Annotated in this window: 17 protein-coding genes; 5 read left to right on the top strand and 12 right to left on the bottom strand. The window is 71.6% G+C overall.

Annotation, left to right across the window (positions count from 1 at the left end; translation table 11 throughout):
- Positions 1–141 precede the first annotated feature (141 nt).
- From M2163_RS14150 to M2163_RS14140, 3 genes are all read right to left on the bottom strand, one after another.
- Complete coding sequence (locus tag M2163_RS14150; RefSeq protein ID WP_280852437.1) at positions 142–1,263, bottom strand: GNAT family N-acetyltransferase; 1,122 nt, start codon at positions 1,261–1,263, stop codon at positions 142–144.
- 1 nt (position 1,264) lies between these two features.
- Complete coding sequence (locus M2163_RS14145) at positions 1,265–1,660, bottom strand: hypothetical protein (RefSeq protein ID WP_280852438.1); 396 nt, start codon at positions 1,658–1,660, stop codon at positions 1,265–1,267.
- A 145-nt stretch (positions 1,661–1,805) separates the two neighbouring features.
- Positions 1,806–3,014 carry a S8 family peptidase gene (locus tag M2163_RS14140; protein WP_280852439.1) on the bottom strand — a complete coding sequence of 403 codons (1,209 nt, stop codon included), beginning with the start codon at positions 3,012–3,014 and terminating at the stop codon, positions 1,806–1,808.
- A 277-nt stretch (positions 3,015–3,291) separates the two neighbouring features.
- Between M2163_RS14140 and M2163_RS14135 the strand changes: the two genes are divergently transcribed.
- The gene (locus M2163_RS14135) at positions 3,292–4,086 is read left to right on the top strand and encodes an SGNH/GDSL hydrolase family protein (protein ID WP_280894123.1); all 795 of its coding nucleotides are present in this window, start codon (positions 3,292–3,294) and stop codon (positions 4,084–4,086) included.
- Between the two features lie 7 nt (positions 4,087–4,093).
- Here the strand turns inward: M2163_RS14135 and M2163_RS14130 are convergent, their stop codons facing one another.
- From M2163_RS14130 to M2163_RS14115, 4 genes are all read right to left on the bottom strand, one after another.
- Positions 4,094–5,674: a serine/threonine-protein kinase gene (locus M2163_RS14130; protein ID WP_280894122.1), complete on the bottom strand. Its 1,581-nt coding sequence runs from the start codon at positions 5,672–5,674 to the stop codon at positions 4,094–4,096.
- A 75-nt stretch (positions 5,675–5,749) separates the two neighbouring features.
- Entirely contained in the window at positions 5,750–7,465 is a 1,716-nt protein-coding gene (locus M2163_RS14125) for a sulfite exporter TauE/SafE family protein (RefSeq protein ID WP_280894121.1), read from the bottom strand.
- Positions 7,462–8,919 (bottom strand): tetratricopeptide repeat protein, encoded by a 1,458-nt coding sequence (locus M2163_RS14120; RefSeq protein ID WP_280894120.1) that lies wholly within the window; start codon positions 8,917–8,919, stop codon positions 7,462–7,464. Before M2163_RS14120 ends, M2163_RS14125 begins: the two co-directional genes overlap by 4 nt.
- 116 nt (positions 8,920–9,035) lie before the next feature.
- Positions 9,036–10,568: a DUF4331 domain-containing protein gene (locus M2163_RS14115; protein WP_280852444.1), complete on the bottom strand. Its 1,533-nt coding sequence runs from the start codon at positions 10,566–10,568 to the stop codon at positions 9,036–9,038.
- Between the two features lie 207 nt (positions 10,569–10,775).
- On the opposite strand from M2163_RS14115, the gene M2163_RS14110 reads away from it, so the two are divergent.
- The 3 genes from M2163_RS14110 (at position 10,776) to M2163_RS14100 (ending at position 12,535) form a co-directional block, all read left to right on the top strand.
- Positions 10,776–11,318, top strand: a complete 543-nt coding sequence (locus tag M2163_RS14110; protein WP_280852445.1) for a sigma-70 family RNA polymerase sigma factor — start codon at positions 10,776–10,778, stop codon at positions 11,316–11,318.
- The gene (locus M2163_RS14105; protein ID WP_280852446.1) at positions 11,315–12,139 is read left to right on the top strand and encodes an anti-sigma factor; all 825 of its coding nucleotides are present in this window, start codon (positions 11,315–11,317) and stop codon (positions 12,137–12,139) included. The genes M2163_RS14110 and M2163_RS14105 overlap by 4 nt, the downstream gene beginning before the upstream one ends.
- A gap of 126 nt (positions 12,140–12,265) precedes the next feature.
- On the top strand, positions 12,266–12,535 hold the full coding sequence (locus M2163_RS14100) for a hypothetical protein (RefSeq protein WP_028809926.1): 270 nt from the start codon (positions 12,266–12,268) through the stop codon (positions 12,533–12,535).
- A gap of 157 nt (positions 12,536–12,692) precedes the next feature.
- Here the strand turns inward: M2163_RS14100 and M2163_RS14095 are convergent, their stop codons facing one another.
- Both M2163_RS14095 and M2163_RS14090 read right to left on the bottom strand, forming a co-directional pair.
- Complete coding sequence (locus M2163_RS14095; RefSeq protein WP_280852447.1) at positions 12,693–13,475, bottom strand: ABC transporter permease; 783 nt, start codon at positions 13,473–13,475, stop codon at positions 12,693–12,695.
- Positions 13,472–14,410, bottom strand: coding sequence for an ATP-binding cassette domain-containing protein (locus tag M2163_RS14090; protein ID WP_280894119.1), 939 nt, complete (start codon positions 14,408–14,410; stop codon positions 13,472–13,474). Before M2163_RS14090 ends, M2163_RS14095 begins: the two co-directional genes overlap by 4 nt.
- Before the next feature lie 63 nt (positions 14,411–14,473).
- Between M2163_RS14090 and M2163_RS14085 the strand changes: the two genes are divergently transcribed.
- On the top strand, positions 14,474–15,187 hold the full coding sequence (locus M2163_RS14085) for a TetR/AcrR family transcriptional regulator (protein ID WP_280852449.1): 714 nt from the start codon (positions 14,474–14,476) through the stop codon (positions 15,185–15,187).
- A gap of 92 nt (positions 15,188–15,279) precedes the next feature.
- Here M2163_RS14085 and M2163_RS14080 read toward each other — a convergent pair whose 3' ends face one another.
- The 3 genes from M2163_RS14080 to hmgA are packed head-to-tail and all read right to left on the bottom strand — an operon-like array spanning position 15,280 to position 18,630.
- Positions 15,280–16,434: a type ISP restriction/modification enzyme gene (locus M2163_RS14080; protein ID WP_280894118.1), complete on the bottom strand. Its 1,155-nt coding sequence runs from the start codon at positions 16,432–16,434 to the stop codon at positions 15,280–15,282.
- A 40-nt stretch (positions 16,435–16,474) separates the two neighbouring features.
- Complete coding sequence (locus tag M2163_RS14075; protein ID WP_280852451.1) at positions 16,475–17,224, bottom strand: GntR family transcriptional regulator; 750 nt, start codon at positions 17,222–17,224, stop codon at positions 16,475–16,477.
- Positions 17,225–17,268: 44 nt separating this feature from the next.
- The gene (hmgA, locus tag M2163_RS14070; RefSeq protein ID WP_280894117.1) at positions 17,269–18,630 is read right to left on the bottom strand and encodes a homogentisate 1,2-dioxygenase; all 1,362 of its coding nucleotides are present in this window, start codon (positions 18,628–18,630) and stop codon (positions 17,269–17,271) included.
- Positions 18,631–18,787: the final 157 nt, after the last annotated feature.

The raw sequence follows: 18,787 nt of genomic DNA, 5'->3' as shown, positions 1-18,787 counted from the left end.
CGGCACCCCCCTACCGCGTCCCGCGCCCCCCGTCGCGGTCCTTGAGCCCTCCCCTAGAGCCGCTCGATGACGGGACGGTGCGGGTGAGATGTATGACGGTATTGACGATTGAACCCATATGGCAAGGCCTGGAACGTCGCCTCACGTTTTTGTTGTTTTGACCGTCGTGGTCACGCCGGAGCGGATCTTTCCCACCTTCTTCAGCAACCTGTCGGCGGGTTCGAACAGCTCCGGTCGCGCCACCACGGCGTTGCGCAGTGCCCGCACCGGGACCCGGCGGGCGCGGTGTCCGACCGCGACCGGGTGCCTGCGGGTCACCCACCCCTCCGACACGGTCAGTTCCCGTGTCTTCAGGGAGTCCTTGTACTCCTTCTGCCCCCGGCCCAGATCGAGGTACGCGACACCGTCGGCGGCGGCCGCCTCGGCCATGCGCAGATGCAGGATCAGGCCCGGGGAGTACTTCGCGTACTCCGGGTCGTACGCCGGGAACCAGCAGGCGAGGACGCGTTCGGTGCGCAGCCCGAAGTGGGCGGCGACCGGCTTCCCGTCGGCGTACAGCACCGAGAGGATCCCGGCGAACGGCTCCGGCCGGGTGTGGAACAGCTGCTCCACCAGCCGGGTGATCCACGCGTGCGCGAAGCGGTCGCTGCGGCCGGTCCTGCGGTACTGGGCGGACTTCCAGTCCATCAGGGTGCGCAGGGCCGCCGGATCCCGTTCGTCGTGGACGTAGCGCACCGCACGCGCCGAGCGGAGCAGTCTGCGCTCCTTGGCGAGGGTGGTACGGGTGAACTTCGGCGAACGCTCCCGCAGCCCCGCCAGATAGGCGTCGTATCCCTGGTCGATGTCCATGACCGGGGAGGGGAAGCTGCCGGTGGCCCGCGCCTCGAACGGCCCCTGGCCCTCCACCAGATGGTCGAACTCCCACACGGCCAGGCCGCAGGCGCGCAGCAACTCCCGTGCGTCCCAGGTGAATCCGGGCCGGTGCACCAGCCCCTGGGCGTCCGAGACGCCGAGGCCGACGGCCCGGCCGACACCGGTTGCGGTGCGCTGGAAGGGGAAGAAGGCGGCGGGCTCGCCCTGCTCCCGTACGACGGCGATCCGTACGCCCCGCCTGCACCGGCCCACCGCGAGCGTGAACTCGGGGGCCAGAAAAGGGTTCCCGAGACCGGGCGAGCCCTGGAGATGGGCCTTGGACTGCAGAGCGGTCCACGCCACCCGGTCGGCCGCGCTGAGCTCGCCGGGGCGGTACACGCTGATGTCCACGTCAGACGTCCTGACCCTTCTCCGTGCGGCGCCGTCGCAGCAGCACCGGCAGGAGGATGAGGGCGCTGACCGCGGCCATCGCCAGGACGCCGCCGCGCGCCGACCAGCGGTGCGTGGCCAGCATGCCCTGGGCGACCAGCATGTTGAGGACGGCCGAACCGACCAGCGAGGCCAGCGCCCGGGCGAACGGATCACATCCGCGCAGCGCGGCGGCGATGCCCGCGGCGGGTGCCGCGAGCAGGAAGAAGAGCGTGAGCGGGGCGCGCAGCGGTGAGTCGGAGCCGGTGAGCGCGAGCAGTGCGCCGAATCCCCCCACCGCGGTCCCGGCGCCGGCGAGCAGTGGCGTCAGGTCTCTGCCCGACGGGCTAGAGGATGTCCTGAGACGTGTGGTCTGCATGGGCGACGTTTCCCCCCAGAAAGCGCCGGATGCCGGGTTTCAATGTCGCGCAGTGCCGTGCCGGCCGTCAAGACCGTCTGGTGCGGACGGGGACACGGGTGTCCCCGGAGGCACGAAGCGCCTCCGGGGAACGGGACTTCAGGTCCTACGGGACGAGCTTCAGGAGCTTGTTGGGCGAACCGCTGCCCGGGCTGGTGACCACGTTGGACGTGGCACCGCCCACCAGGGCCGTGGCGACCTGGGCCGGGGTGGCCGAGGTGTGCCCGGCGAGGTAGACCGCGGCCGCGCCCGCGACGTGCGGGGTCGCCATCGACGTACCGGAGATGGTGTTGGTCGCGGTGTCGCTGGTGTACCAGCCCGCCGTGATGGAGGAGCCGGGGGCGAAGATGTCGAGCACCGAGCCGTAGTTGGAGTAGCTGGCCCGCGCGTCCGTGCTGGTGGTGGCGCCGACGGTGATCGCCTCGGTGACGCGTGCCGGGGAGTACGAGGAGGCGTTGGCGCTGCTGTTGCCCGCCGCGACGGCGTAGGTGACGCCGCTCGCGATGGAGTTCCTGACGGCGGTGTCCAGGGTGGTGGACGCGCCGCCGCCGAGCGAGAGGTTGGCGACCGAGGGACCGGAGTGGTTGCCGGTCACCCAGTCGATGCCCGCGATGACGCCCGCGGTGGTGCCGGAGCCGGCGTTGTCGAGCACGCGCACCGCCACGATCTTCGCCTTCTTGGCGACGCCGTAGGTGGAGCCCGCGATCGTGGTGGCCACATGGGTGCCGTGGCCGTTGCCGTCGGCGGCGGTGGTGTCGCCGTCGACCGCGTCGTAACCGTAAGAGGCGCGTCCGCTGATCTGGGTGTGGGTGATGCGGACGCCGGTGTCGATGACGTACGCCGTGACGCCGCTGCCCGCGGAGTCCGGGTAGGTGTAGGTGCCGGAGAGCGGGAGCGCGGCCTGGTCGATGCGGTCCAGGCCCCAAGGCGCGCTGGACTGGGTGGTGTCGGCCAGGTGGACGGTCTGGTTCTGCTCCACGGAGGCCACCGACGGGTCGGCGGCGAGTCTTTTCGCCTCGGTCGCGGAGAGCGTGGCGGTGTAGCCGTTGAGCGCGGAGCCGAAGGTCTTCCTGACGGTCCCGCCGTACTCCTTGATGAGCCCCTTGCCCTCGCCGGACGAGGCCTTGAAGCCCGCGTTCTTCTTGAGCGTGACGATGTAGCTGTCCTTGACGGCCGTGGGGGAGCCGGCGGCGAGGACCCGGCCCTCGGCCGGGGCGGCCTCGGCGGGCAGGGCGGTGAGCCCGCCGACGAGGGCGGTGGTCGCCAGGGTGGTTATCGCGGCGAACCGGAACTTCTTGCTACGCAGTTGTGCCATTACGAGGGAGTCCTCCTCATGGGCGACCCGCGCCTGGGTCGGGCGCGGGTCCGTGGGGGGCGTGCGCGGGATCGCACACACGACCGGGAGCGTCGCGTTCCGCCCTCGGCTGAGGTAAAGGCTGGGTCATCTACACGGGCAGAACAAGGGAGTTGAGGAGGAGTCAACAAAGCTGTCATGTCCACGAAATCATTGCGAGTTTTGGCATGGACACTTCCCGTCGGTTCGTGTCGTTGCTACGACGGATACGGCAGAGATCCTGCTAAAGGGAGGTTCCATGAGACGTTCCCGATTTGCCGCGTACGTCGGCTCACTCCTCCTCGCCCTCGCCGCAGTCCTCACCGGGACGGGCACCGCCCACGCCGCCGAGGGCCCCTATGTGGCCCTGGGGGACTCCTATTCCTCGGGTGTCGGCGCGGGCAGCTACATCAGTTCCAGCGGCGACTGCAAGCGCAGCACGAAGGCCTACCCCTACCTCTGGGCGGCCGCCCACTCACCCTCGTCGTTCGCGTTCACCGCGTGCTCGGGCGCCCGTACGGGTGATGTTCTGGCGAACCAGCTGACCCCGCTCAGCTCCGCCACCGCGCTCGTCTCCATCAGCATCGGAGGCAACGACGCCGGCTTCGCCGACGTCATGACGACCTGTGTGCTCCAGTCCGACAGCTCCTGCCTGTCCCGGATCAACACCGCGAAGGCGTACGTCGACTCGACCCTCCCGGGCCGACTCGACACCGTCTACGCGCAGATCAGCGGCAGGGCGCCCAACGCCCACGTGGTCGTCCTCGGCTACCCCCGCTTCTACCAGCTCGGCACCACCTGCCTCGGCCTCTCCGAGACCAAGCGCAAGGCCATCAACGACGCCGCCGACTACCTCGACAACGCCATCGCCAAGCGGGCCGCGGACCACGGCTTCACCTGGGGCGACGTCCGCTCCGCCTTCACCGGCCACGAGCTGTGCTCCGGCAGCGCCTGGCTGCACAGCCTCAACCTGCTCAACATCGGCGAGTCCTACCACCCGACCGCGGCCGGCCAGTCCGGCGGCTACCTCCCGGTCCTGAACAGCGCGGCCTGATCCCCGCTCACGGGGACGCAGTGGGGGAGGCCTCGCCGGTGCCGGTCGGGGTCTCCGCCACACACGTCAGCGAGAACGGGACCGACTCGGACGTCTTCTCGACGGGCTCGCGGACCTCCACGCTGATGGTGTCCTCGAACGTCCCGCTGTCGTCCTGCGTGGTGACGAACCGGCTGTCCTCCTGCGTCCTGTCGCCACCCGCCGGGAACGTGAGCGTCTTCCAACTGCCGTTCACCGAGCCCTTCTCCGACACCCAGCGGTAGGTCACCGTCGCCGGGAGCCGGCCGACCGTCAGCGTGACCGTGAACGTCGGGGCCGCGGACCTGTCCGGCGGGCAGGTGCCCGTGTAGTCGGTGTGCGAGCCCGACAGCGAGACGTCCACCGACTGCGGCGGGGGCGCGCTCGTGGTGCTCTTGCTCGGACTCGGGGACGGAGTGTCCTCACCGGTCTCGTCGGTCTTGGTCGGCGCGGGCGAGCTCACCGCCGGGGTGGTGTCCTTGGCCGTCTCCCCGCCCTTGTCGCCGTTGTCACGGTTCAGCAGCGCGTACGTCAGCCCCGCGATCGCCAGCGCCAGGGCCAGCACACCCGCGACCAGGAAGACGGTGGCGCGGCGGTCGCGCTCCGGGGGGCCGGCGGTCGTGGTGGGGGTGGAGGTGGGAGTCGGCGCGGGCCGGTACGGGGCCGTCGGCGGCTCCTGCGGGAAGGGCGCCGCGACGGTGGGGGCGTACGGCCCCGCCTGCACGGCGTCCGCCCGGGGCGTGCCGCCCGCCCCGATGATCCGCAGCTCCTGCTCGGCCTGCTCGGCCGGGAGCCGCTCCGCCGGATCCTTGCGCAGCAGCCCCTCGATCACCGGCGCGAGCGGACCGGCCCGGTACGGCGGCGGCAGCTCCTCGTCCACGATCGCGCGCAGGGTGCTCAGCGGGGTGTTCTGGCGGAACGGGGAGTTGCCCTCGACGGCGGCGTACAGGAGCACACCCAGCGACCACAGGTCCGACTCCGGACCCGGGGTGCGGCCGAGCGCCCGCTCCGGGGCCAGGAACTCGGGGGAGCCGATGACCTCGCCGGTCATGGTGAGCGCCGAACTGCCCTCGACCTGGGCGATGCCGAAGTCGGTGAGCACCACGCGGCCGTCGTTCGACAGCAGTACGTTGGCGGGCTTCACGTCCCGGTGCAGCACCCCGGCCTCGTGCGCGGCCCGCAGCGCGGAGAGCACCTCGGCGCCGATGTGCGCGGTGCGCTGCGGACTGAGCGGGCCCTCCGCGTCAAGGAGTTCGGCGAGCGAGATGCCGCGCACCAGCTCCATGACGATCCACGGGCGGCCGTCCTCGGTCGCCACGTCGTAGACCGTCACCACATTGCGGTTGGCGACCCGGGCCGCCGCCCACGCCTCGCGTTCGAGGCGGGCGTACAGCCGCTCGACCTCGTGGGCCGGCAGCCCGTGCGGCGCGCGCACCTCCTTGACGGCGACCTCACGGTGCAGCACCTCGTCACGGGCGCGCCACACGGTTCCCATGCCGCCCTCGCCGAGCGGGGACAGGAGGCGGTAGCGGCCCGCGATCACTCGTTCACTGCCCGGTTCTTCGGACACGGGCGTCCCCCATTCGCATCCGGGCGAAATCTCCGCTCCGCGTGATGTTGCACGTGAATTCTGTACAAAAGTAGCTCAGCCGAGTGCGGATGCCGCCCCCTTGAGCACCAATCCTGCCCCGAGAGCCACCACGACGAACGCCGACATCAGGGGCGCGGTCCTGCGCACCAGGGCGGTCATCGGGCTCGTGGCCAGGCGGGGGCGCCTGTCCAGCAGCCGTGTGACTCCACTGCCCAGCCTGACGACGGCGAATCCGGCCGCGGTCAGGGTCAGGGCCAGCCCCACCCCGTACGCCACGACGAGCAGCAGCCCGAACCAGGCCTGCCCCAGTGCGGCGGCCCCGACGAGCACGACGACGGCGGAGGGGCTGGGCACGAGACCGCCGGCGAAGCCCAGCAGGATCGTGCCGCGGAGGGTGGGGGCGACGGCGTGGGTGTGGGTGAAGCCGCCGTGGGTGTGTTCGAGGGTGTGGTCGTGGTCGTGGTCGTGGTCGTGGTCATGGGAGTGCGGGTGCGGGTGTGCGTGATCGTGGGAGTGCCCGTGTGCGTGCTCGTGCTCGTGCTCGTGGTCGTGAGAGTGGTCGTGCGGGTGTCCGGGCGTGCGGGGGTGGGTGTGCCTTTCCGCCGTTGCCGTTGCCGTTGCCGTTGCCGTCGCTGTCACCGTCTGTGTGGAGGCGGCGACCAGGACCAGCTGGCGTTCCTCGGGCCGGTCGGCGTCGGCGCCCGCCGCATGCGGGTGCGTGTGCCCGTGCTGCTGCGCGCGGGTGTGCAGGGCCCGGCGCAACAGCGTGACACCCGCCGCGGTCACCATCATCCCGCTCGCGATGCCCAGCCACGCGATCACCGAGGGCGCCGCCGACGAGCCGGCCGCGACGAGGAGGCCCAGGGCGACCACGCCCAGGGTGTGGGTGACGGTCACGGAGGCGGCCAGCGGCAGGACGTCCTTCATCCGGGCCCGGCCACCGCGGGCCGCGGCCACCGCGGCCATCAGGGTCTTGCCGTGCCCCGGGGCCAGGGCGTGCATGGCACCGAGGGCGACCGCGATGAGCAGGGCGAGCGCCGCGAAACCGACGGTGAGGTCGTGCCGGGCGACCAGCGAGTCCAGGGCGCGGGTCCAGCGGTCGGCGCCACGGGGCAGCACGGAGGCCGCGGGGGCGTTCGAGCGCTCCTCGGCGAGGGCCGGACCGCCGGGCCGCACCCGCAGGGAGGCGGTCACGGTGTCGGCGGGGGAGGAGAGCAACTCCTTCGGGTACGTGGTCAGTTCGTCCGACACCGACTTCTCGGGCACGTCCGACGCGGTGAGCGTCATCCGGTCGCCGCGCGCGGTGATCTCGCGCCAGCCGGGGCCGGAGTCGGTGCCCGCGCTGTGGAAGCCCAGCGTGACGGTGGCGTCCTCGGGCAGCGGGGCGGTCAGCCGGCACTCCACGCGCAGGGTGTCGAGCCCGGCCTGACCGGGCCGTACGCGTGCGTGGCTGCTCTTCGCCGTGAGGACGACCGTACGGCCGTCGACGGTGACCTTCGCGCCCTGGGCGGCCTTACGGCAACGCCCGTCGGCCCACTCGGTCATGCCGGACTTCTCGATGTCCGGCTTGGCCTGGGTGGCCGGGATCTCGGCGAGGTCCTCGACGTGGTCGACGCGGAGTTGGCCGGGGGCGGCGACGAGACCGTCGTAGCGGTTGACGGTGAAATTGCCGAGAGGGTGGGCGCTCGCGCTGCTGGAAGGGAGCAGCGCGAGCGCACAAGCCGCCGTCAGGACGGCCGTGAGGGACGCGAACAGACGGCGGGGCTTCACTCGGACGCCTCCTTGAGAGCCTCGCGGGCCGCGCGGGCGCCGAGGGGGGAGAAGCCGGGGTTGAGCTTCAGGGCGGAACCGAGATGGCTCCGGCCCTGCGTCCGCTCGCCCGCGGCGAGTTCGATCATCCCGCGGTGGTAGAGGAAGGAGGCGTTGCGGTAGCCGGTGGCGGTGGCCCGCCGGGCGTACGGCAGGGCCTCCTCGTCCCGGCCGTTGACGTGCAGGGCCCAGGCGAGGGCGTCCGCGGTGTGCACGGTGTGCCGGCGGGCCCACTCGGCGCGGGCGGCCTTCAGGGCGGCGGCCTTGTCACCGTGGTCGGCGGCGGCCAGCGCGGTGTCGAGGTCGGCGTTGACGCCGTTGGCCCGGGCGAGCGCGGTCCACGCGTCCACCAGCGCGTACTGGTCCTGGGCCCTCGCCTCGTCGCCGTCGGCGCCCCGGGCCTCGTACAGCTCCCCGAGCCCGACGAGCGGTCCGGGCAGCGGATACCGGGCCACGACGGCCTCCATGCCCTTGATCGCCTCGGCGCGGTCCCCGCTCGCGGCCTGGGCGCGGGCCCTGCCCTCCAGCGCCGGGAGGTAGGCGTCGTCGGCGGCGAGGGCACGGGCGTAGTCGGTCAGAGCCGTGTCGTAGTCGCCCTGGTTCCAGGCGAGTTGGCCCAGCGCGGTGGCCACGTAGGCGATGTCGCCCGGGGTGGTCGCGGTGGACAGGGCCCGTTCCAGGACGGTGCGGGCGGTGCGGACGTCGCCGCGCAGTTCGTGGACGTAGGCGTAGCGGGTGAACACCGGGATGCCGGGCCGCCGTTCGTCCGCGAGGTCGGCGGCCTGCGACGCCTCGTCGTAGCGGCCGAGCTCGACGAGGGCGTCGATCCGGGAGGACAGGGCGCGCTCGTTGTACGGGTTCTGCTTCAGGGTCTTGTCGGCGTAGCCGAGGGCGCCCTTGAAGTCGTGCCGGGCGGCGGCGAGCGCGGCGAGGCCGGCCAGTCCCTGTTCGTTGTCCGCCGCCAACTTCAGCGACCGCTCCAGCGCCTGCCGGGCCTGGGGGTACCGCGAGGGGTCACCCTTCGTCCGCGCCTGCTCGACGTAGGCGAGTCCGAGGGTGGCCCAGCTGCCGAAGTCCTTGGGCTGGCCGCGCAGATGGGCCTGGACCGCCTCGATGCCCGCGTCGAGGTCGCCGCTCGCCATGAGCCCCGGGGAGAGAGCCGCCGACGAGGAACGGGCGACGGTTGCGGTACCGCCGTCGCGCAGCGCCCCGAAGGCGATGGATCCCCCGGTGAGCGCGACGGCCAACAGCGCCGCGCATCCGGCGAGTTGTGCGGCACGCCAGCGCCGCCCGGCCGCCGAGACCCGTCGCACGGCGGCGACCTTCTCGGCATCGGCCTGAGCGGAGGGCTCCACGGTCTCCGGCGGACCGCTCTGCTCGTCCTCGGGTGCGCTGTCGGTCGTAGACCCGGACATGCCCTCTCCTGGTTCTGGTCGTTCGTGATCGTGTGTGCGGCGCGGCCTGCACCGTGGGGGATGAGTACGTGCAGGCCGCGCCGGCCATGGGGGTGGTTCTCAGCGGCGGGTGGGCCTCAGTAGGCCCGGCGCCGCATCCGGCGCCACCACATCAGCGCGGCCCCGATGAGCACGATCCCGGCCGCACCGGCCCCCGCGGACCCGGCGATCAGTGTCATGTTGTCCGAGCCGGAGGTCCCGGCGGGGGACAGCGCGTCCCCGAGCTGGTTCCGCACGTCGTTCCCGGACGTCGTGCCCTTGGCCAGCGGACCGCGGGAACCCTCCGTCGGCAGCGCCACGTACGGGAACGACTTCTCGAAGTCCTTGTCGTTCTTGTCGACGGCGTCACCGAGGTCGTTCTTCGACCCGACCAGCTCGCCCTCGACGACCTGGAGCGACGCGTCGATCACGTCGTCGGTCAGTCGACGCCCGTTCGGGAACCCGGCGTTGTCGCCATCAAGCACACCGAGCCGCTTCGGAGAATCGGTGGGCTTGATGGACGTGTTGAGGCGCAGCTCCTCCGCGGGCCGCACGTGGGGCGGCTGGTTCAGCCCCTTCACACCCTTCAGGAACACGTCCACGAGGTCGTTGCGGGGCTCCTTCGGGGCCGGGATCTTGTAGATCGCCTCGATGAGCTTGGGCAGTTCGGGGTTGGTGACGTTCTTCAGGAACTGCGCGTCGTCCCAGGGCGCGGACGCGTTGAACTTGTCCTTGTCCTTCAGCGGGTTGACGACCTCGTTGACGAGCGGGTTGCCGAGGCGCGAGACCTGGGAGTAGTACCCCTGCGCGTTCCTGCGCTGGGTCGTCGACCAGATGCCGACGACCGGCTGGTGCGCGGACTCGGTGATCATGTCCGTCGGGACCTGGAGGGCTATCGAGTTGACGTTGTAGCCCTTCAGCGTGTCGTTGCCGACCTCGCTGAGGTTGCCGCCGTACAGCAGGTCGAACACGCGCAGGTCCAGGAAGAACGGGTCGTCGGCCTGGCCGGCGAACGCCGTCGCGTCACCGGGAAGCTTGTAGACCGCCTGGTCGCGCAGCTTCTCGTAGTTCGGCATGGACGCCTTGCCGACGTTCGACGGCGCCACCGGGATGTCGTCGGCGACCTTGGTCTTGTACTCGACCTTCTGGTTCTTCAGCCGGAACAGCTCGATGTCGTACGTCTGCGTGACGTTCAGGTCCGGGTCGTCGAGGCTGTCGACCGCGCCCGTGTTGTACAGGAACGTCTTCTTGTTCTTGATGTGCGTCTTGAAGGTGAAGCGGTACAGCAGCTCGCCCTGGCCGTCACCGTTGTTGTCGATGTGGATGTCGTACTGGGCGTCCTCGGCGAACTGGTAGAAGTTCGGGCCGCCCGACGGGTCCTCGAAGGGGATCCAGTTGGCGATGATCGTCGTCGAGTCCGGCTTGTCGGGGCTGACGAACGCGTACACGTCGGTGTTGTCGTACTGCGGGTCGCCCGAGATCAGCGGGGCCTCCCGGTGGCTGGAGGCGGAAGCCGCCCCCGGTTCCAGCGTGGCCACACCGGCGGCTGCGAGCCCTCCGGCGGCCAGCGCACCACATACGAGGGTCGCGAGACTCCTGCGTCCCGAGCCGCTCCTGGAGATAGGTGTCATGCCGTCCGTCCTCAGTCCAACTTGCCTGACGCTCGGGGATTCGGAGTGGTGGCCGGGCCGGATTGGTCGAATCTCAAAACTTCTTTTCTGCTGCTCGACCCGCGTTTTCGGCGATCTGATCCGTAACCCCATCCGGAGGTGTGTTCGTTGCGAATACCTCGTGGGACGGGACGGCCCAGGTGCGGCTTTGCGGGAGGGGGCGACGAGTTGGAGGCGGACGAGCTTCTGATGCTCGTGGCGGGTGGGGACCAGAAGGCGTTCGAGGAGCTCTACGGCCTCGTCGCCGGGCCGGTGTTCGGGTTGGTACGGCGGGTGGTGCGTGATCCGGCGCAGTCGGAGGAGGTGTCGCAGGAGGTGCTGCTGGAACTGTGGCGGTCCGCCGCGCGCTTCGATCCGCGCCGGGGCAGCGCGCTGTCCTGGGTCCTCACCCTCGCGCACCGCCGTGCCGTCGACCGGGTGCGCAGCGCCCGCGCGGCCGGTGAACGCGAGCAGCGCGAGGCGCGCCGGGCCCACCACCCCGCCTTCGACCAGGTGACCGAGGAGGTCGAGGCGGGCCTCGAACGCGAGTGGGTGCGCCGGTGCCTGGAGCGGCTGACCGAGCTCCAGCGCCAGTCGGTCACCCTCGCCTACTACGACGGCTACACGTACCGTGAGGTGGCCGAGCGGCTGAGTCTGCCGCTGGGGACGGTGAAGACGCGGATGCGTGACGGACTGACCCGCCTGCGCGAGTGCCTGGGAGGTGCGGCATGAGCCTCTTCCGCCGGGAAGATCTGCACTCCCTCGCGGCCCCGTACGCCCTCGACGCGCTGGAGCCCGCCGAGCGGGCCCGCTTCGAGCGGCATCTCAAGGACTGCGACAGCTGTGCGGCGGAGGTGCGCGCGCTGTCCGAGGACGCGGTACGGCTCGCGTGGTCGGCCGCGGCCCCGCCGCCGAGCGCGCTGCGCGACCGGGTGCTGGCCGCCGTACGCACCACCCCGCAGGAGTCCGCCGCGCGGCCCGAGCCGGCCCGTGCGCGGCCGGAGCCGGCCCGCGCGCGCAGGTCGCAGTTGCCGCCGCACGTCTGGGGCGCCCAGCCGCCGCCCCGGCAGCGCCCGCGGCGTCCGCTGTTCGTGCCTTTCGCGACGGCCACCGCGGCCGCGGCGCTCGTCGTCGCCTCCCTGTTCGCCGTCCAGGCCGACCGGACCCAGGACGAACTGGACGCGCAGAAGGCCCAGGCCAGTGAGATCGCCCACGTTCTCCAGGCCGCCGACGCGCTCGCGACCCGGGGCCAGGACGCCCAGGGCAGGACGATCGGAGTGATCGCTTCCGCATCCGAGGGGCGCGCGGTCGTCACCCTGAGCGGATACGACCCTCCTCCCAGCGGCCGGGTGCGCCAACTGTGGCTCATGCGCCCCGACGAGCAACCGCGCTCCCTCGGGCTCTTCGCCGCCGACACGCCCTTGGTGGCGAGCGGACTCGACAAGTCCGCGACATCACTGGCTGTGACGGTCGAGCCCGACGGGGGATCACCTCAGCCCACTACCCAGCCGGTTGTCCAACTCGCCCTGAAATCTGTTGGATTCGGAGAGTAATCATGGAGGGGTCGTCAACACCCTTGCGGGGAAGGTGAATCCTGTGACGCCGATACACGTGTGCCCCGCAGGGGCGATAGGGTTACCCTGCCCGGGCCGGGTGGACTCGTACGGGTGGGGAGTGACATGGAACAGATAACAGTGCGCAGGGCGAGGGTCCCTGCGATCACCTGCGGGAGCAGCGCGACCAGTTCGCGCCTCGACCGCCATCTCTCGGTGCTCTCGGGACCTGCCGTCCCGCAGCGCGAGGCGGCCGAGGCGACGTCGCTGATGCGCGAGCTGACCGCGCGTGACACCACGAAGCAGGAGCGCAGTGACAGGGGTGCGCGGGTTCGCCGTGTCTCGCTGTTCGCGCCCCTGCGCCGACTGCGCCGTTCGCTGTTCGGCGGGCACTGAGCCCTCGCCGCCCGGTGTCGTGCTGCGATCCTGCCCGTCATCCCCACGGCATGCAGCACGATCCAGGTGAGCTCGTACGCACTACCTTTGGCATGCACGCCTCCGAGGTCGGCCCGGGCCCCGGCAGGGCCCGAACTCCCCTCCCGGCAAGAGGCGTTCAGCGCTCGCCGTGCGCGTACCTGCGTACGGCGAGCGGTGTGAAGACCGCGATCAGCACCCCACACCACAGCAGTGACCCGGCGACCGGATGGGCCACCGGCCAGGCCGATCCCTCCCGTACGGCGGCGTTGCCGAACAGCTCCCGCAGGGCCGCCGTCACCGCGCTGATGGGGTTCCACTCGGCGAGGGTGCGCAGCCACCCGGGCAGCCCCTCGGTCGGGATGTAGGCGTTGGACAGCAGCGGCAGGACGAAGGTCGCCCCGCCCAGCTGACCCGCGGCCTCCTCGCTGCCGGTGAGCAGCCCGAGGAAGATCCCGATCCAGGTGGTCGCGAACCGGAACAGCAGCAGCAGCGCGACGGCGCCCACCGCCCGGAGCGCGGACCCTTCGATCCGCCACCCCACCGCGAGCCCCACCAGCAGGAACGGCACCATGCCCGCCGCCGTGACCACCACGTCCGCGACCGACTGCCCCAGCGGCACGGCCGCCCGGCTGATCGGCAGGGTGCGCAGCCGGTCCGTCACACCGCGGTGGACGTCCTGGGCCGCCTGGAACATCCCCGTCATGATCCCGTTCGCCGCCGTCGCCACCAGCAGGCCCGGGACCAGGAAGGTCCGGTACTCCGCACCCGGCATCGCCAGCGCGCTGCCGAAGACGTAGCCGAAGAACAGCAGCATGGTGATCGGCATGGTCTGGGTCAGGACCAGCAGCCCCGGGTTGTTCCGGACCCGTCGCAGCTGACGGCCCAGCATCGCGGTGCCGTCGTAGGCCAGCATGCTCATGTCGCAAGCTCCTTGGTGAGTCGCAGGAAGACCTCGTCGAGGGTCGGCGGCCGGATGCTCGCGTCGAGCAGCGGCACGCCGGCCGCGTCGAGTTCGCGCACCAGCCGGGGCAGGGTGAGTGTGGTGTCCCGGGTGATCGCGCCGACCGCGTTCCTCTCGGGGGCCGGCGACGGTTCGCCGCCGGTGAGCCGGTCGAGCACTCCGGCCGCCCGGCCCAGGGTGTCCGCGTTCGCGACGACGATCTCGACGTGCGCCCCGATCAGCGCCTTGAGCTGGGCGGGCGAGCCCGTGTGCGCGACCCGCCCCTTGTCCACCAGGGCGATGTCGTGGGCGAGTTGGTCGGCCTCCTCCAGGTACTGGGTGGTGAGCAGCACGGTCGTGCCGTCCGCCGTGAGGTCGCGCACGGCGTCCCACACGAAGGTGCGGCTGGCCGGGTCGAGTCCGGTCGTCGGCTCGTCGAGGAACAGGATCTCGGGGCGGCGGATCAGGCTCGCCGCCAGGTCCAGCCGGCGGCGCATGCCGCCCGAGTAGGTGGCGGCGGCGCGGTCGGCGGCCTCGGTCAGCCCGAAGCGGTCGAGGAGCTCGGCGGCCCGCTCGGCCGGGCCCCGCACCCGGTGCAGCCGGGCGAACAGCCGCAGGTTCTGCCGGCCGGTGAGGTCCCCGTCGACCGACGCGTACTGCCCGGTGACGGCGATGGCACGGCGGACCGCCTCCGGCTCCCGTACGAGGTCGTGCCCCGCCACCCGCGCGGAGCCGGCGTCCGGCCGCAGCAGCGTGGTCAGCAGTCGTACGGCGGTCGTCTTGCCCGCGCCGTTGGGTCCGAGGATGCCGCAGACCGTGCCCGGAGCGACCACGAGATCGAGACCGCGCAGGGCACGGACCTCCCCGAACCGCTTTTCCAGACCTTCACTAAGTACAGCGTACGTAGAAGTCATGGCAGGACCATAGCGCACTACGTACGCTGTACGTAACTAGGATGGTGGCCGAGGTGATGACCGATGGCGGGCCGAGCGGCCGTACCCGAAGTGATCTGGGCCCGTCCCGAGCGGACGGGGCGCGGGCCGAAGCCCGCGTTCACCAGGGCGGACATCGCGGCGGCCGCCGTGCGACTGGCCGACGCCGGGGGGCTGGACGCGGTGTCGATGCGCCACGTCGCGGCCGAACTGGGCTGCGGGACCATGTCGCTGTACAACTACGTCCCCCGTAAGGAGGACCTGTACGAGCTGATGGTGGACGCGGTCGGCGGCGAGCACGAGCTGTTCGAGCCGACGGGGGACTGGCGGGCCGACATGCTCCGCAACGCCCGCCGGACCAAGGAGCTCATGCACCGCCACCCCTGGATGCCGCGGCTCATGTCGGGGGTGTACGGCTTCAGCCCCAACGCCCTGCGCTACCTGGAGCACTGCCTCGCCTGCCTCGACCCGCTCGACGCTCCCTACGGCACCAAGATCGAGCTGGTCGCGATGCTCAACGGGTGCGTGACGACGTACGTCTCCAACGAGCTGGCCACGGCCGAGCGGGTGCGATCGCTGCCGTGGACGGAGGAGCAGGAGAACGCGGTGCGGATCGCGTATCTGGGGAGTCAGGTGGCGTCGGGGGCGTATCCGCGGCTGGCGGCGTCGTTCGCGGAGGACGCCGGGCCCATCGATCTGGACGCGGTGTTCGAACGGATGCTGGGGCGGGTGCTGGACGGGTTCGCGCCGCGGGGGTGACTGTCTGTGTGCCGGGTGCGGGTGTTTTGTGGCTGGTCGCGCCCGCGCGGCGGTAGCCGCACATTCAACGCAGCCCCGCGCCCCTGGGCGGGCTACAGCAACGTCAGTTGGCCTTCGGGGCCCTCTTCGTGGCCGTCCAGGACCGACGCCGGTCGGCGTGACGAGTCCGGTACCGGCAACACCCCCGCCTCGCGCAGGTCGGTCGCCGAGATCCGTGACGTCAACTCGTCCTCCAGAGGCTGGAGATCGGCGAGCAGGGCCAGCACGGTGATCAGCTCCAGCAGTTCCGACGTCCACGTCTGCGGCCAGGTCGCCGGGCGGATGGCGGACAGCGTGCCCGGCTCCGGTTCGGCTGCGCGGGCCGCGAACCACTGCTCCAGCACCCGCACTCTGCCGGCCTCGAAGTCCCAGGCCGCCGCCGGTACGGGGGAGACGCGGCCCTCGTCGAGGAGCAGGGCCTCCTCGTCGCGGTCGTAGTCCAGGATCAGGGGGCGGGACGGCAGCGGTGCGCGGACGTACGGGCGGCGGCCGCCGGGCAGCTTCGGACGGTCGCCGTCGCGGCGCATCAGCCACAGGGCCCGGTGACCCGACTCCACACCACGGGACCACAGGTCGGGGTCGTCGGTGAGCGGCACGGTGAGGTCCGGGCGGACCGCCGCCAGGATCCAGGCGAGGACGTCCAAGGGCTCCGCCGCCACCCCGAGCCGGGTGCGCAGGTGCTCCAGCAGGCCCGGGGCCAGGTTCGGTTCGGTGCCCGCCGGGCGGCGGTACAGCGGGCGGATGCGGCCCGGACGCAGCAGGGGGAGCAGCGAGGTGGCGAGGAGCCGGGGACCCGGCCCGTCCGCGGGGGTCTCCACCACGAACACCTGGTCCGCGTCCGCCACCCGCCACAGCTCGGGGCGGGCCGCGTCGATCAGCCGGTGATCGGGGATCAGCCACTGCTCGTCGAAGGGCGCGTGCAGGACCCGTACCGGCTCCGGACAGGGGCCGGAAGCGCGCGCGAGCCGCTCCGTGCCGCCGGTGCGCCCCGGCAGCTGTCCGACCGCCGAGCGCAGGGTGCGGGCGCGGGTGGGCTCGAACAGGGCTTCCCGGTCGGGTCCCTCGGCCTTGAGCAGGGCGTCCCAGCGGGCCTTGAGGGACGCCGCGTCGGGGCCCGTCGGCCACCCCCGGCCGAGCCGCGGCGGTGCGACGGACCACGGCATGAGGTCCGCCAGCGGCGGAGCGTCGTCGTGCGTCACGCTGGGCATCGTACGACCTCTCGCCGACAGGCGGCCGGGGCCGGTGGGCTCACGTGGCGTCCAGGGTGACGGTGAAGGAGAAGCGGTCCCCCCGGTAGTGGATCACCGCCGCGTCCAGCACCCGGCCCTGTGTGTCGTACGCCAGACCCGTGTAGTGCAGGATCGGGCTCAGCAGCGGGACTTGGAGCAGCCGGGCCGTCTCGGGGTCCGCGAGACGCGCCTCCACCGTGTCCGTGATGCGGCTGATGTCCGCCCCCACGACGTCCCGCAGCACCTTCGTCATCGGCCAGCGCAACAAGTCGGACGGGTCGATGAGAGCGGCCAGTTCGGGGCGGACGTAGTTGCGGGCGTGGTTGGTCGGCTCGCCCGTCCGCTCGTCGCTGCGCAGCCGGTGGTACGCCGTCACCTCGTCCAACTCGGGGAAGTGCTCGGTGAGTTCGGACGGCACCGGTGACTTGCCGTGCTCCAGCAGCTCGGTCGTCATACCGGACTGCTGGGCCACGATCGCGTCCACCGAGCCCAGCAGCCGGACCGGGCTGCCCCTTCTCGCGTCCGGTTCGATGAAGGTGCCCCGGCGGCGGTGACGGGTGATCAGCCCCTCGTCCTCCAGCTCCTTCAGCGCCTGCCGCATGGTCAGCACGCTCACGCCGTAGTGCCCGGCGAGCTGTTCCTCGGTGGGCAGGCGGAGCGGGTCCTGGGGGGAGCGGCCGAGTATCGAGGCGCGCAGGGACTGCGACACCTGGTACCAGAGCGGCAGCTTGCGGTTCAGGACGATCGAGTCCGGGGCGAAGGAGGTCACGGGCTATCCGTACCTTTCGCGGATCGGTCAGTGCAACGGGCGGATCAGCGCGACGGGCGGAAGTGGCGTTCCAGACCCCGCCACACGTCGTCGTAGTGCGACTGGAGGTGGTCCGCCCCGGCCGCCTGCGCGGTCAGCGTCACCGGCCAGCGCGTCTCGAACATGAACGCCAGCCCGTCGTCGACCTTCTGCGGCCTCAGCTCGGCCGCGCTCGCCCTGTCGAACGTCTCCCGGTCGGGCCCGTGCGCCGACATCATGTTGTGCAGCGAGCCGCCGCCCGGCACGAAGCCCTCCGCCTTGGCGTCGTAGGCGCCCTCGATCAGGCCCATGTACTCGCTCATCACGTTCCGGTGGAAGTACGGCGGCCGGAAGGTGTCCTCGCCGACCAGCCAGCGTGGCGCGAACACCACGAAGTCGACCCCGGCCAGGCCCGGGGTGTCCGACGGGGACGTCAGCACGGTGAAGATCGACGGGTCGGGGTGGTCGTAGGAGATGGAGCCGATGACGTTGAAGCGGCGCAGGTCGTAGACGTACGGCACGTGGTTGCCGTGCCAGGCGACGACGTCGAGCGGGGAGTGGTCGTAGGTCGCGGACCAGAGGTTGCCGCAGAACTTGTTGACCACCTCCACCGGCCCCTCGACGTCCTCGTAGGCGGCGACGGGGGCGAGGAAGTCACGGGCGTTGGCGAGGCCGTTGGCGCCGATGGGGCCGAGGTCGGGCAGCTGGAAGGGCGCCCCGTAGTTCTCGCACACATAACCGCGGGCGGTCGGGCTCTGCCCGCGATTCGACGCAGTGTCGAGCAGCTCCACACGGAAGCGCACCCCACGGGGGATGAGGGCCACATGTCCCGGCTCCACGTGCAGCAGCCCGAACTCCGTGCGCAGCAGCAGTCCGCCGCTCTCCGGGACGATCAGCAGCTCGCCGTCCGCGTCGCTGAAGACGCGGTCCATGGAGTCGGTGGCGTGGTAGAGGTGCACGGCCATGCCGGTGCGCTGGGTGACGTCGCCGTTGCCGCCGAGGGTCCACAGGCCGGCGAGGAAGTCGGTGCCCTCGGGGGGCGCGGGCAGCGGGTTCCAGCGCAGCCGGTTCGGGTCCGGGACCGACTCGGTGAACGGGGCGGTACGGATCCGGCCGTTGTGGGTGTGGGTGAACGCCGGGTGGGCGGCGGAGGGGCGGATGCGGTACAGCCAGGAGCGGCGGTTGTGGGCGCGGGGCTCGGTGAACGCCGTACCGCTGAGCTGTTCCGCGTACAGGCCGAGGGGGGCGCGCTGCGGGGCGTTGCGGCCCTCGGGGAGGGCGCCGGGGACGGCCTCCGAGGAGTGTTCGTTGCCGAAACCGGACAGGTACGCCAGGCCCTCGGCGGTCTTCCGTGCGTCGCCGCGCGTGATCGCTGCGTCCCCGTTCATGATCGCTCCCTTGCGGTCTGATTCCTATGGAACACCGTAGGATTGCGGTTTCGCCGGCGCAAGAGGTCGTGCGGTGGAACCGATCTCCCCGCCATGACCTCCTCAGGGAGGACCAGCAGAACCAGACCACAGGGGGATTCGCGTTGTCGGACCGTTG

It is taken from the genome of Streptomyces sp. SAI-135 (assembly GCF_029893805.1).
Classification (GTDB): domain Bacteria; phylum Actinomycetota; class Actinomycetes; order Streptomycetales; family Streptomycetaceae; genus Streptomyces.
The sequence above is the reverse complement of the archived record's forward strand: the minus strand, read 5'-3'. Positions and strand labels throughout refer to the sequence as shown.